The sequence below is a fragment of the Rhodococcus sp. T2V genome, from assembly GCF_029269925.1.
Taxonomy (GTDB): Bacteria; Actinomycetota; Actinomycetes; order Mycobacteriales; family Mycobacteriaceae; genus Rhodococcus_F; species Rhodococcus_F koreensis.
Window position 1 is genome coordinate 94,267 of record NZ_JARJBD010000001.1, and the last position, 13,198, is coordinate 107,464.

Annotated in this window: 10 protein-coding genes; 4 read left to right on the top strand and 6 right to left on the bottom strand. The window is 69.0% G+C overall.

The genetic code is table 11. The annotated features are described in order from the left end of the window. Positions 1 to 17: 17 nt before the first annotated feature. From galE to P3H15_RS00360, 6 genes are read right to left on the bottom strand one after another with little or no spacing between them, the layout of a single operon-like run. The gene (gene galE / locus P3H15_RS00335; RefSeq protein ID WP_276135437.1) at positions 18 to 1,010 is read right to left on the bottom strand and encodes a UDP-glucose 4-epimerase GalE; all 993 of its coding nucleotides are present in this window, start codon (positions 1,008 to 1,010) and stop codon (positions 18 to 20) included. A 12-nt stretch (positions 1,011 to 1,022) separates the two neighbouring features. Beyond that, the gene (locus P3H15_RS00340) at positions 1,023 to 2,105 is read right to left on the bottom strand and encodes an ABC transporter ATP-binding protein (RefSeq protein WP_276135438.1); all 1,083 of its coding nucleotides are present in this window, start codon (positions 2,103 to 2,105) and stop codon (positions 1,023 to 1,025) included. 28 nt (positions 2,106 to 2,133) lie between these two features. Further along, positions 2,134 to 3,324, bottom strand: a complete 1,191-nt coding sequence (gene galK, locus P3H15_RS00345) for a galactokinase (RefSeq protein WP_276135439.1) — start codon at positions 3,322 to 3,324, stop codon at positions 2,134 to 2,136. Continuing rightward, positions 3,321 to 4,487 carry a galactose-1-phosphate uridylyltransferase gene (gene galT / locus P3H15_RS00350; protein ID WP_276135440.1) on the bottom strand — a complete coding sequence of 389 codons (1,167 nt, stop codon included), beginning with the start codon at positions 4,485 to 4,487 and terminating at the stop codon, positions 3,321 to 3,323. Before galT ends, galK begins: the two co-directional genes overlap by 4 nt. Continuing rightward, positions 4,474 to 5,280 (bottom strand): DeoR/GlpR family DNA-binding transcription regulator, encoded by an 807-nt coding sequence (locus P3H15_RS00355; protein WP_095861296.1) that lies wholly within the window; start codon positions 5,278 to 5,280, stop codon positions 4,474 to 4,476. The genes galT and P3H15_RS00355 overlap by 14 nt, the downstream gene beginning before the upstream one ends. Continuing rightward, entirely contained in the window at positions 5,277 to 7,355 is a 2,079-nt protein-coding gene (locus P3H15_RS00360; protein WP_276135441.1) for a beta-galactosidase, read from the bottom strand. Before P3H15_RS00360 ends, P3H15_RS00355 begins: the two co-directional genes overlap by 4 nt. A 230-nt stretch (positions 7,356 to 7,585) precedes the next feature. Here P3H15_RS00360 and P3H15_RS00365 point away from each other — a divergent pair, with 230 nt between their 5' ends. Genes P3H15_RS00365 through P3H15_RS00380 form a run of 4 tightly spaced genes read left to right on the top strand, consistent with a single transcriptional unit; the run spans position 7,586 to position 13,044 of the window. After that, positions 7,586 to 8,881, top strand: a complete 1,296-nt coding sequence (locus P3H15_RS00365) for an ABC transporter substrate-binding protein (RefSeq protein WP_276135442.1) — start codon at positions 7,586 to 7,588, stop codon at positions 8,879 to 8,881. A 55-nt stretch (positions 8,882 to 8,936) separates the two neighbouring features. After that, positions 8,937 to 9,860: a carbohydrate ABC transporter permease gene (locus P3H15_RS00370; RefSeq protein WP_276135443.1), complete on the top strand. Its 924-nt coding sequence runs from the start codon at positions 8,937 to 8,939 to the stop codon at positions 9,858 to 9,860. After that, positions 9,860 to 10,795 (top strand): carbohydrate ABC transporter permease, encoded by a 936-nt coding sequence (locus tag P3H15_RS00375; RefSeq protein ID WP_276135444.1) that lies wholly within the window; start codon positions 9,860 to 9,862, stop codon positions 10,793 to 10,795. The genes P3H15_RS00370 and P3H15_RS00375 overlap by 1 nt, the downstream gene beginning before the upstream one ends. Beyond that, entirely contained in the window at positions 10,792 to 13,044 is a 2,253-nt protein-coding gene (locus P3H15_RS00380) for an alpha-galactosidase (RefSeq protein WP_276135445.1), read from the top strand. The genes P3H15_RS00375 and P3H15_RS00380 overlap by 4 nt, the downstream gene beginning before the upstream one ends. Positions 13,045 to 13,198 lie beyond the last annotated feature (154 nt).

The window sequence follows — 13,198 nt, forward strand, 5'->3', positions numbered from 1 at the left end:
TTCTCGTGGCGGACCGGTCACGACCGCACGGGACCACGGTAGCGCTCCCGCGCCCCCAGCGACTGCAGATACGTCCACGCATCGGCCACGATCGCATCGAGGTCCGTGTACCTCGGCCGCCAGCCCAGTTCGGCCTGCACACGGGCGCCCGACGCGACGAGCACCGCCGGATCGCCGGCGCGGCGCGGGGCGTCGCGGGTGGCGATGGTTCGGCCCGTCACGCGTTCGCAGGACGAGATCACCTCCCGCACACTGAACCCGGTGCCGGTGCCGAGGTTGTAGATCCGGTGCGTTCCGGGCCGGGCCGACTCGAACGCGAGGACGTGCGCCTCGGCCAGGTCGCGGATGTGGATGTAGTCGCGGACGGCAGTACCGTCCGGTTCGGGCCAGTCGGTGCCGAACACCGAGATCTCGTCGCGGTGCCCCGCGGCGACCTGCAGCACCAGCGGGATCAGGTGGGTCTCCACCGCCCGGTTCTCGCCGAGACCGGCGTACGCGCCCGCCACGTTGAAGTACCGAAGGCTGCACGCCGCCAGCCCGTGGGCGTGCGCGTAGGACGTGATTGCGTGGTCGATCGCCAGTTTGGTGGCGCCGTACGGGTTGGTCGGCCGGGTCGGGGCGTCCTCGGTGATCGGCACGGAATCCGGCGAACCGTACGTCGCGGCGGTGGAGGAGAACACCAGCCGGCCGGTGCCGGAGGAACGCATCGCCTCCAGCAGCGTCAGCGTCGTGACGACGTTGGCCTGCCAGTACGTTTCCGGGGTCTCCACCGATTCGCCGACGAGTGAGCGGGCGGCGAAATGCAACACGCCGTCGACATCCCCGGCGCCGAGAACGCGGTGGGCTGCGCTCGCGACGTCGTCCTCGACGAATTCCGCCCCCGCCGGGACCGCGTCGGCGTTGCCGGTCGACAGGTCGTCGACGATGACGACCGTGTGGCCGCACTCGAGCAGTCGCTGCGCGCAGACGCTGCCGACGTAACCGGCGCCGCCGGTGACGAGAAGTTTCACTGTTCCCCCCGGTCAGTCGCCGAGCCGGGCGCCGGTGGTGGGCGAGAAGAAGTGCAGGCGCGCCGGGTCCGGCGCCAGCCGGATCACGTCGCCCTTGGCGGGGGAGGCGGAGTCGCTGACCCGGGCGACGATGTCGTGGCCGCCGAGGTCACCGTCGCGGACGAGCCGTCCGTAGATGTAGGCGTCGGCACCGAGTTCCTCGACGACGTCGACCTTCACCGCGGTGCCCTGATCGGACACGGTCCACGCCTCCGGGCGGACGCCGACGACGACCCGCCCGCTGTCCAGGGCGCCGAGCACCGACCGCTCGATCGGCGTCGACAGCGAACCGATCCGGGCGTCGCCGTGCACGACGTCGACCTCGAACAGGTTCATGGCCGGGGATCCGATGAACCCGGCGACGAAGCTGTTGACCGGCTTCTCGTACAGCGTCTTCGGGCTCGCGCACTGCTGCAGGACGCCCGCCTTCATGACGGCGACGCGGTCGCCCATGGTCATGGCCTCCACCTGGTCGTGGGTGACGTACACGGTGGTGGTGGCCAGTCGGCGCTGCAACTGTGAGATCTGGGTACGGGTCTGCACCCGGAGTTTCGCGTCGAGGTTGCTCAGCGGTTCGTCCATGAGGAACACCTGCGGGTTGCGGACGATCGCCCGGCCCATCGCGACCCGCTGTCGCTGCCCGCCGGACAGTGCCTTCGGTTTGCGGTTCAGGTAGTCGCCGAGATCGAGGATCTTCGCGGCCTCCTCGACGCGGCGGCCGATCTCGGCCTTGTCCATGCCGGCGATCTCGAGGGCGAATCCCATGTTCTTCGCGACCGTCATGTGTGGGTACAGCGCGTAGTTCTGGAACACCATCGCGATGTCCCGTTCCTTCGGGGCGAGCGCGGTGACGTCGCGTTCGCCGATGCGGATGGCGCCGTAGTCGACGTCCTCGAGGCCGGCCAGCATCCGCAGCGACGTCGACTTGCCGCACCCGGACGGACCGACGAGGACGAGGAATTCGCCGTCTTCGATGTCGAGGTTCAGCGAATCGACCGCCGGCACATCGGAACCGGGGTACATCTTGGTGGCTGCGTCGTACGTGACTCGTGCCATGGTGTTCTCCTGGTCGTGGAAGGGGATCTCAGAGTCGGTGTGCCGAACCCGACGGCTCGGCGTGCAGGAACTGGGGGACGGGCAGGGACGCGGTGTCGGCGCGTCGGGCGACGTTCTCGGCGACGGCGTCGACCCGGTCGGTGGGCACGAGGGCGATCGCGGAGCCGCCGAACCCGCCGCCGGTCATCCGGGCGCCCCAGGCGCCGGCCTCGCGGGCGGCGTCGACGGCGGAGTCGAGTTCGACGGAGCTGACCTCGTAGTCGTCGCGCAGGGAGGCGTGGGAGCGGTTCAGCGCGTCGCCGATGTCGGCGATCCGGCCGCGGTCGAGCAGATCGGCGACCTCGTAGACGCGGCCGATCTCGCCGAGCACGTGCCGGGCCCGCTGCGCTGCCGGGGAACTCAGCGCCGCGACGGCCGCGTCGGCGTCGGCGACGTCGCGCAGGGTGGCGACGCCGAGGTCGGCGCAGGCCTTCTCGATGGTGGCGCGCCGGTTGCCGTACTGGCCGTCGACCAGCCGGTGTGGGGCGTTGGTGTCGATGACCACCAGTCGGGTGCCTGCGGCGCCGAAGTCGAGCGGGACGTGCCTGCTCGCGCCGTCCCGGCAGTCGAGGAGCAGGGCGTGGCCGGGGCGGGCGAGCATCGCGACCGACTGGTCCATGCCGCCGGTGGAGGCGCCGGCGATCTCGTTCTCCGCGAAGATGGACGCGTCGATCAGTGGCCGGCGGCCGGCATCGTCGGTGGGCAGTCCGGCGAGGTCGGCGACGGCGAGCGCGAACGCGCACTCGAGCGCGGCCGAACTCGACAGCCCGGAGCCGACCGGGACCGTGGAATGCACCGCCACATCGAAACCCGTTTTCGCCGTGAGATGTCCGGACCGGCGCAGCGCCCACACCACCCCGGCGACGTACGCGGACCAGCCGGACGGGTGGCCCGGGGCGACGTCGGCGAGCGCACCCTGCCAGGACTCGCCGGTGTGTGTCGACACGGCGTGCAGGATCCCGTCGTCCCGCACGCGGACGGCGACGACGGTGACGTAGGGGAGGGCGAACGGCAGGACCAGCCCGTCGGCGTAGTCGACGTGCTCACCGATGAGGTTGACGCGGCCGGGCGCCGCCCAGACACCGTCCGCGTCGCCACCGAACGTGGTGCGGAACAACGCCTCCGCGGTGCCGGCGACCGCGTGGACGTCGACGGGTTCGACCCACCGCGCAGCACTCACGACGCCACCTCCCGCAGCCGGTCGGCGATGCGCTCAGGGGTGGTGTCGTTGACCCACGCCCCCATCCCGGACTCGGATCCCGCCAGGTACTTCATCCGGCCGGGCGACCGCATCATCGAGAACAGTTGCAAGTGCAGCCGTCCGAGTGCGCGGTCCTCGCCGACGGGCGCCTGATGCCACGCGGCGATGTAGGGCACCGCGTCGACGCCGTCGAAGAAGCGGTCGACCCGCCGCAGCAGTTCGAGATACACCTGCGCGAGTTCGTCGCGTTCGGCATCGGTCAGTTCGGTGAGGTCGCGGACGTCGCGGTGGGGCGCGAGGTGCACCTCCAGCGGCCAGCGCGAGGCGGCCGGAACGTACGCGGTCCAGTGTGCGCCCGCCAGGACCACCCTTCTGCCGGAGCGTGTTTCGGCGTCGAGGACGTCGGCGAGCAGCAGCCGCCCGGTGCTCTCGAAGTGCTCGCGGGAGCGCCGGATCAGCGTGTCCGTGCGCGGCGGCAGATACGGGTAGGCGTAGATCTGCCCGTGCGGATGGGTGAGGGTGACTCCGATTTCCTTGCCCCGGTTCTCGAAGCAGAACACCTGCCGCACCCCGGGCAGCGCCGACAGTTCGGCGGTGCGGTCGGCCCAGACGTCGACGACGGTGCGGACCCGGTCGACGCTCAGGGTGGAGAACGCGGCATCCGGGTTACTGGTGAAGCAGACCACCTCGCACCGGCCCGCCCCCGGTGCCAGCGGCCACAGCGCTTCGCCGTCGACGCAGTCGGGGAGGTCCTGGTTCGTGGCGGCCGTCGCGAGCGAGGGGAAGCGGTTCTCGAACACCACCACGTCGTAGTCGTCGGCCGGAATCTCGGTGGGCGCCTTGCCCGGCCGGCTCGGCGCGAGCGGCGACGCGTCCGGCGGCGGCAGGAACGTGCGGTCCATCCGCTGCGCGGCGATGACCACCCACTCCCCGGTGAGCACGTCGAAACGCATCTGCGACTGCGACACCGCGGGCGGCAGCGGACGCGAATCCACCAGTTCCCGGGTGGCGCCGCCCGACACGTACGGCTCGGAGTCGTCGAAGTAGAGGAGTTCGCGGCCGTCCGCGAGAGTTGTCCGGGTCTTGCGCATCCGGACCCGCGCGGGGGCCTCCCGCGCCTCCTGTTCGTCACGCACGGTCATCGTCAAGTCCTTCCCGGTTCTCCCGTGTCACCACGAGATCGCCGACGTGGTCGGCGAGGGCTTCCTGGGCGGCGCGCTCGAGCCCGGCGTCGGTGATGAGGATGTCGACGTCGGACAGTGGGATCGTGTTCGCCAGCGCGGTCACCCCCCACTTCGTGTGGTCGGCGAGCACCACGACGCGGCGCGAAGACGCGACGAGCGCCTGATTGGTCTGGGCTTCCATCAGATTGGGGCAGGTCAGCCCCGAGTCGATCCCCATGCCGTGCGTGCCGAGGAACAGCATGTCCACGTGGATGCCGCGCAGGGCGGCGACCGTGAGCGGTCCGACGAGGGCGAACGACGGGGTGCGCTGACCTCCGGTGAGGAGGATGGTCTGGTCGTCGCGGCCGCCCTCGTGGAAGGCGTCGGCGACGGGCAGCGAATTGGTGACGACGGTGATGTCGGGGACGTCGAGGAGTTCGCGGGCGAGGGCGTGCGTGGTGGTGCCGCCGGAGATGCCCACCGACGTGCCCGGCCGCACCAGCCTGGCCGCGGCGCGGGCGATGGCCCGCTTGGCTTCACGGTCGAGTTCGGACTTCGCCGAGAACCCCGGTTCGTGGACGCTCGCCGAGCGCGGCAGCGTCACCCCGCCGTGCACCCGCTCGACGAGACCCTGCTCGACGAGTTCGTTGATGTCGCGCCGGATGGTCATGTCGGAGACCCCGAGCGTCGCGCCGAGGTCGACGACCTTCACCGCGCCGTGCGCGGTGACCTCGTCGAGGATCACCTGCTGGCGCTGACGTGCGAGCATCATGCGTCCGCCTTCCGTGTCGGGGCGCCGGTGCCGGCGCTGTCTTCGCGAATCACAGCACAGTTGCCCGGTTCCAGCGTGAGCGGTCCGTCGACCACCCGTTCGGTCACGAGGTCGGTGCCGGACACGTCGACGGTCACCTTCTCGTTCGTGTGGTTGAGGACGAACAGCCACGACCCGTTCTCGCCCCGCCTGCGCACGATCTCGACGTCGGAGTGCCGTCCCGCGTGAAGGTCGAGACCGGCTGTGGCGCAGATCGTCTCGACGAGCCGCTCCAGGCTCCGCGTGTCGGGAACGGTCGCGAGATACCAGGCGGCACCGTCGCCGACGGGGCGTCGGGTCACTGCGGGAACGCCCTGCAGGTGTCCCTCGGTGTGGCGGGCGAGGACCTCCACGTCCTCGGCGACCGTGAGGTATTCGGTCCAGACGCAGGCCGACGTGCCGTCGTCGAGGGCGACGGTCTCGTCGGCGCCGAGCGGAAAGAACTCCTCGGTCCGGACGCCGAGCAGGTCTCCGAACGCCCCCGGGTAGCCGCCGAGCCGGACGTGGTCGTCACGGTCCGCGATCCCGGAGAACGCCGTCACCAGAACCTGCGCGCCTGCGCGGGCCGCCGCCGAGATGCGGGCCGCCTCCTCGTCGCTGCACAGGTACATCGCGGGCACGACCAGAACCGAGTACCGGCCGAGGTCGGCGTCCGGGGGGACGACGTCGCAGGTCACCCCGGCGAACGCGCGGTGCATCTGCTTGGCGATCGTCATCGGCTGCATCAACCGCGACGGGTGCCCGTCCTGCTCGCATGCCCACTGCGACTCCCAGTCGAACAGAATGCCGACCGGGGCCTCGACGCGGCTGCCGGCGACCTGCTCCAACCGCCGCACGACCGCCCCGAGTTGGACGACTTCACGCCACCGGGCGGAGTCGGTGCCCGCGTGCGGCACGAGGGCGGAGTGGAACTTCTCGGCTCCGGCCTGCGACGCGCGGAACTGGAAGAACGCGACACCGTCCGCGCCGCGAGCCACGTGGGCGAGGGAGTTACGCAGCATCTCGCCGGGCGCCTTCGCCCGGTTGACCGGCTGCCAGTTGACGGCACTCGTCGAATGCTCCATCAGCAGCCACGGCTGTGAGCCGGCAATGCCGCGGGTGAGGTCGGCGGAGAACGACAGCCGGTGGTGGGCGGCGCCGTCACCGGTCGCGGGTCCGACCAGATAGTGGTCGGTGGAGACGAGGTCCTGTTCCGGCGCCCACTGCGCGTAGTTCATGTCGCCGGCGAGGGACTGCGGCGAGCCCATGCCCACCATGAAGTTCGTCGTCACCGGGACGTCGGGGGTGATGCGCCGCAACACCTCCCGCTCCGCGAGGTACTGGTCGAGGAGGGCGTCGGAGCAGAAGCGGCGCCAGTCCAGCAGATGGGTCGGGTTGCCGAACGTCGTGCTCGCGGCGGGCGGCCCCACTTCGTCCCAGGCGCCGTAGTGCTGGCTCCAGAACGTCGTGCCCCACGCCCGGTTGAGTTCGGTGAGGTCGCCGTAGCGACGCTGCAGCCACCGCCGGAACGCCCGCGCGCTGTCGGGGGAGTAGCAGCGCGAGTTGTGGCAGCCGAGTTCGTTGGACACGTGCCAGAGCGCGAGTGCGGGGTGGCCGCCGTAGCGGACGGCCATCTTCTCGACGAGGGCGAGGGAGTGGTCGCGGTAGATCGGGGAACTCGGGCTCCACGTCTGTCTGCTGCCGATCTCGTACCGGTAACCGCGCTCGTCCACGGGCCGGACCTCGGGATGCGCGGTCGTGAGCCAGGGGGGTGGGGACGCGGTGGCGGTGGCCAGGTCGACGCGGACGCCGCCGTCGTGCAGGAGGTCGAGGACTCGGTCGAGCCAGCCGAAATCCCACGTGTCGGGGGCGGGCTGCAGCCGGGCCCAGGAGAAGACGCCGACGGTCACGAAGTCGACACAAGCCTCGCGCATGAGTTCGACGTCGCGCTGCCAGACCTCTTCCGGCCACTGTTCGGGGTTGTAGTCACCGCCGAAGGAAATGCCCCGGGTCGGCCACCGCAGGTGCCGTCCGCGGGAATCGCTCGCTGTGTGCATGCTCACAATCTGTCCGATCGCTGTTCAAAAGTCAACACGAATGAACATTTCTGCACTTCCGCAGGTGAAGGCACTTCAGCCCGGTTGACAATGCGCAGTGCGGCGTGATTTTGTAACCTGCATCACGTAAGGGCGTGAGGCGACAGCACCGAAACATGATCGAAGTTGTTCGATTTCGATCAGGTGGTGAGCGACTCCGCCCCACCCGGTACTCAATCGAAAAGGGCACCATGAACCGAAACGAGCTGCCGCACCCGTGGCAACCCTCCCGGCGCACCTTTCTCAAGGCCGCGCTCGGCGCCGCGGGCGCCCTGTCGACGGCGGGCCTGCTGTCCGGGTGCACCGGCGGCGTAGACCCCCACGTGATCACCCTCGGATCGCGGCTGTCGGACAAGAATGCCAAACTCGGCGTTCAGGACGTCGTCGGGATGTTCCAGCAGCAGACCGGCGCCGCCGTGCGGATCAACTCCGTCGACTCCACCTCGTTCCAGGAGAATGTCAACAACTACCTGCAGGGCACCCCGGACGACGTCTTCACCTGGATGTCCGGGTACCGGATGAAGTACTTCGCAGACAAGGGCCTCGTCGACGACGTCAGCTCGGTGTGGCAAGCGCACGGCAGCGGCTTCAGCGACAGCTTCCGCGAGGCGTCCACCGGAACCGACGGCAGGCAGTACCTGATCCCGTTCTTCTATTACCCGTGGGCCGTGTTCTACCGTCCCAGTCTTTGGCAGCAGCGCGGCTACGCGCCGCCGAAGACGTTCGACGAATGGGTGGCCCTGTCGAAACGCATGCAGTCGGACGGGCTCACCCCCATCGGATTCGGGGTCCGCGACGGCTGGCCGCCGTTCGGCACGTTCGACTACCTCGATCTGCGCCTCAACGGCGTCGACTTCCACCGCTCCCTCCTCGCCGGCGACGTGAGCTGGACCGACAACCGCGTCCGGTCGGTGTTCGACACCTGGCGTGAGATCCTCCCGTTCCACCAGCCGCAACCGCTGGGCCGCAAGATGTCCGAGGCGCAGCAGGCACTCCTCAACAAGGAGGTCGGCATGCTGGTGGCCGGCATGTTCGTCGCGCAGAGCTTCCCCGCGGGGCCCGACCGGGAGGACCTGGACTTCTTCGCGTTCCCCGAACTCGACTCGGCGGTCGGCACGTCGGCGGTCGAGGCGCCGATGGACGGATTCATGATGCGCAAGGACCCGCGCAACCTCGGCGGCGCGCAGCAGTTCCTCTCCTTCCTCACCAGCGCCGACGCCGCCGTCGCGTACGCGAAGCAGGATCCCCAGGCGATCCCGGCGCACCGCGGCGCCGACCTGTCGAGTTTCCCTCCGCTCGTGCAGAAGTCGGCCGCCCTCGTCCAGGGTGCGGGGTCCATCACCCAGTTCCTCGACCGGGACACCCGCCCCGACTTCGCGTCCGTCGTGATGATCCCCGCGATGCAGCAGTTCCTCGGCAACCCGAACGACGTCGACGGCCTGGTCCGCAGCATCGAGCGGCAGAAGGCGGCGGTGTTCGGGCAATGAGCGCACACGAGAAGACAACGACCACCATCACGGTCCCGACAGGTCAGGTGAATTCATGACCAGCACAGTTCCTCCCCAAACCGGAACCGAACCCAGGACCCCGGCGCCGAAGATCCGACGCAGCCGCGGCGACCGGTGGACCATCGCCGTCATGCTCGGGCTGCCCGCCGCAATCGTGATCGGGCTGGTGTGGATTCCCACCGTCTTCACGGTGATCCTGTCGTTCGCCCGCTGGGACGGCATCGGCGGCACATCGACCATCGAGTGGATCGGCCCGCAGAACTACGTCGACGCCGTCCAGGCGTACCCGCCGTTCCAGCAGGCCCTCCACAACAACGTCCTGTGGCTGGCGTTCCTCTTCGTCTTCCCGACGATCCTCGGCATCTTCCTCGCCGTGCTGCTCGACCGGGGCCTGAAGGGAAGCCGGCTGTACCAGAGCATCTTCTACATCCCCGTGGTGCTGTCGATGGCCCTCGTCGGGTTCGTGTGGCAGTTGATCTACTCCACCGACGGCGGCGTGCTCAACACCATCCTCGGCACGGACGTCGACTGGCTCGGCAACCCCGACGTCAACATCTGGGCCGTCATGGTCGCCGCGAGCTGGCGTCACACCGGCTACATCATGCTGTTGTACTTGGCGGGCCTCAAGGCCATCGACCCGTCGGTGCGCGAAGCCGCGCTCATGGACGGTGCCGGGCCGATCCGCACGTTCTTCCGGATCGTGTTCCCCCTGATGAAACCCACCAACCTGCTGATCATCGTCATCACCGTCATCGAGGCGCTGCGCGCCTTCGACCTCGTGTGGGTGATCAACAAGGGCCGCAACGGACTCGAACTGATCTCCGCCCTCGTCACCGCCAACGTCGTGGGTGAAGCGGGCCGCGTCGGATTCGGTTCGGCCCTGGCGACGATCATGCTCGTGATCTCGCTGGTGTTCATAGCCCTCTATCTCTGGATCGTGATGCGGAGCGACGACTGATGACCATGACGACACCCCTCGCCGACCGCAGTGCGCCCGCCGATCGGACCGGGCCCCGCAACAAGGCCGCGGTGGCCAACCGGCGCCGGCTCAGTGCCGCGCACGCGGCGATGTACCTCCTGCTCACCGCCCTGGCGTTGCTGTGGATCTTCCCGCTGCTGTGGGCGCTCTACAACTCGTTCCGCGACTACGACTACGTCCTCACCCACGGCTACCTGTCCGTCGGCGGATTCACGCTCAGCAATTACACCGAGTCGTGGGAGGTCGGCGGAATCCCGCACTACTTCCTCAACTCGATGCTGATCACCATCCCGGCGGTGCTGCTGATCCTGTTCATCGGGTCGATGGCGGCGTTCGTGCTCGCGCGGTTCCCGTGGAAGTTCAACGTGATCATGCTGGCCGTGTTCATCGCCGGCAATCTGCTGCCGCAGCAGACGCTGCTGACCCCGCTGTTCCGACTGTACAACGCGATTCCGCTGCCGTACTGGATGAGCTCGTCGGGCTCGCTCTACGACAGCTACTGGGGACTGATCCTCGTGCACGTCGCGTTCCAGACCGGGTTCTGCGTGTTCGTGCTGAGCAATTACATGAAGACGGTCCCGCCGGAACTGCTCGAGGCGGCGACCGTGGACGGCGCCGGACTGTTCCGCCAGTACTGGCAGGTGGTGCTCCCACTGTGCCGTCCGGCGCTGGCCGCGCTCGCGACGCTCATGATCACCTGGATTTACAACGACTTTTTCTGGGCGCTGGCGTTGATGGTCAGCGGCGACAAGCTGCCGGTCACCACCGCGCTGCAGAATCTGCAGGGCAGCTTCTTCACCGACACCAACCTGCTCGCCGCCGGATCGGTGCTCGTCGCATTACCGACGGTGCTCGTATTCGTCGCGCTGCAGCGGCATTTCGTTTCCGGACTGACGATGGGAGCAAACAAGTGAGTGCGACAATCACACCGCACGCGTACGTCCACCTCACCGCAGGCGGCGTGTCCGTCGTGCTCGACCTCACCGAAGGACGGTTGCCGGCGATCGTGCACTGGGGTGCGGCGCTCGGCGACCTGAACCTCGCCGACGTCGAGGCCCTGGCGCAGGCGAACATCGAGCCCCCGGCGGGCAACGTGGTCGACCTCCCGGTGCGGCTGTCGATACTCCCCGAACACCACACCGGGTGGGTGGGGAAACCCGGGATCGTGGGGCACCGAGACGGCGCCGACTGGTCGCCGCTGTTCACGACCACCACGCTGACTGTCGACGGGGCCGAGCACCGGTCCGGACTCGTCGCAGCCGGTGCCGGTGAGGTCCGGGTCACGGCGCACGACGCCGTCGCCGATCTCGGTCTGGACCTCGACATCGAACTGCTGCCGAGCGGCCTCCTGCGGGCGAGGGCCGAGGTCACGAATACGGGCGACTCCTTCTACGTCCTCGACGACCTCCAGCTCGCGTTCCCGGTCCCGCCGCAGGCCCGCGAGATCCTCGACTTCGCGGGCCGGTGGGGTAAGGAACGGACCCCGCAGCGCAGCGAACTGACCGTCGGGATCCACGAACGCGAAGGGCGGAAGGGACGCACCGGCCCAGACGCCGCGACGGTGCTGTCCGTCGGCGTGCCCGGCTTCGGTTTCGGCCGCGGCGAGGTGTGGGGCGCCCACGTCGGGTTCAGCGGCAACCACCGCCACTATGCCGAGCGGCTCTTCACCGGTTTCCAGGTGATCGGCGGCGGAGAACTGCTCCTGCCGGGCGAGATTCGGCTGTCGGACGGCGAAAGCTACGAAACGCCCTGGATCTACGGCGCGTACGGCGACGGGCTCGACGCCCAGGCCCACCGCTTCCACGACTACCTCCGGTCGCGGCCCACGCACCCGCGGCGCGCGCGTCCGGTGACGATCAACGTGTGGGAGGCCGTCTACTTCGACCACGACCTGGCCCGGTTGAAAGACCTGGCGGATCGAGCGGCGAAGCTCGGCGTCGAGCGTTACGTGCTCGACGACGGCTGGTTCCGGTACCGGCGCAACGATCTGGCGGGGCTGGGGGACTGGCACGTCGACGAGACGGTGTGGCCGGACGGTCTGCACCCGATCATCGATCACGTGCGTTCGCTCGGCATGGAGTTCGGCCTGTGGTTCGAGCCGGAGATGATCAACCTCGATTCCGATCTCGCGCGGGAACATCCGGAATGGGTCATGGCGACCGGCGGGCGCACGCCGGTGCCGTCCCGGAACCAGCAGGTGCTCAATCTGGGGATCCCCGAGGCATACGACCACATCCTCGAGCGGATGTCCGCGATTCTCGGCGAGTACGACATCGCCTACATCAAATGGGACCACAACCGAGACCTGATCGACGCGGGCACCGCTCCGCACGGGCGCGCCGGCGTCCACGATCAGACCCTCGCGACGTACCGGCTGATGGACGAGCTGAAGCGCCGCTTCCCCGGACTGGAGATCGAATCCTGCTCCTCGGGCGGAGCGCGGGTGGACCTCGGCATCCTCGAGCGCACCGACCGCGTCTGGGTCTCGGACTGCATCGATCCGCTCGAACGCCAGCAGATGAACCGGTGGACGATGCAGCTGCTTCCACCCGAGCTGCTCGGCTCGCACATCGCGTCGGGGATCTCTCACACGACAGGCCGGTACCACCGACTGTCGTTCCGGGCGGGGACGGCGCTGTACGGGCACCTCGGAATCGAGTGGGACCTCGCGACCGCCACCGACAACGAGAACGCACAGCTCGCCGTGTGGATCGACCTGTACAAGCGGCACCGGGAACTGCTGCACACGGGAACGATGGTGCGCGCCGACGAGATCGACCCCACCCTGCTGGTCTACGGTGCGGTCGCGGACGACCGGGCGGAGGCACTGTTCTTCCTCGCGTACGTGGGGCGGTCCGACGTGTCGCCGCGGGGCCGGTTCACTGTGCCCGGGCTCGACCCGGACCGGCGGTACCGCGTGCGCCCCGTCTTCGCCGGTGAACCGGACGAGGGCCTGAAGCCGCCCGCGTGGTTCAACGTGCCGCCGCAGCATCAGCCGACCGTCACCACCCCGCCCGGCGGCGGACGAGCCGACGGACTGTCCGCGGGCAGCGAGGTTCCCGGCGTCTCGATGACGGGCCGAGCCCTCGCCGTCGTGGGTCTGCAGACACCCGCGTCCTTCCCCGACGACGTGGTCGTGCTCTCCGTCACGGCGGAGGCGTAGCCGCAGAACCAGGTGGGCAACATTCACCCTGGGGGTGGTAGCCGGTGCCCACGCAGCGGGGCACCATAGATTTCACCAGTCGGCGAAACGGTGAAGCGCAAGAGGTCAGTCAACACCCGAACCCGCCACCGGACGAGAAACACCTCACCCGAAG

What these genes read in the sequence shown, in the direction of transcription:
- P3H15_RS00340 (WP_276135438.1), bottom strand. Translation starts at nt 2,105, where the DNA reads ATGGCACGAGTCACGTACGACGCAGCCACCAAGATGTACCCCGGTTCC.
- galT (WP_276135440.1), bottom strand. Translation starts at nt 4,487, where the DNA reads ATGACCGTGCGTGACGAACAGGAGGCGCGGGAGGCCCCCGCGCGGGTC.
- P3H15_RS00355 (WP_095861296.1), bottom strand. Translation starts at nt 5,280, where the DNA reads ATGATGCTCGCACGTCAGCGCCAGCAGGTGATCCTCGACGAGGTCACC.
- P3H15_RS00360 (WP_276135441.1), bottom strand. Translation starts at nt 7,355, where the DNA reads ATGCACACAGCGAGCGATTCCCGCGGACGGCACCTGCGGTGGCCGACC.
- P3H15_RS00365 (WP_276135442.1), top strand. Translation starts at nt 7,586, where the DNA reads ATGAACCGAAACGAGCTGCCGCACCCGTGGCAACCCTCCCGGCGCACC.
- P3H15_RS00370 (WP_276135443.1), top strand. Translation starts at nt 8,937, where the DNA reads ATGACCAGCACAGTTCCTCCCCAAACCGGAACCGAACCCAGGACCCCG.
- P3H15_RS00375 (WP_276135444.1), top strand. Translation starts at nt 9,860, where the DNA reads ATGACCATGACGACACCCCTCGCCGACCGCAGTGCGCCCGCCGATCGG.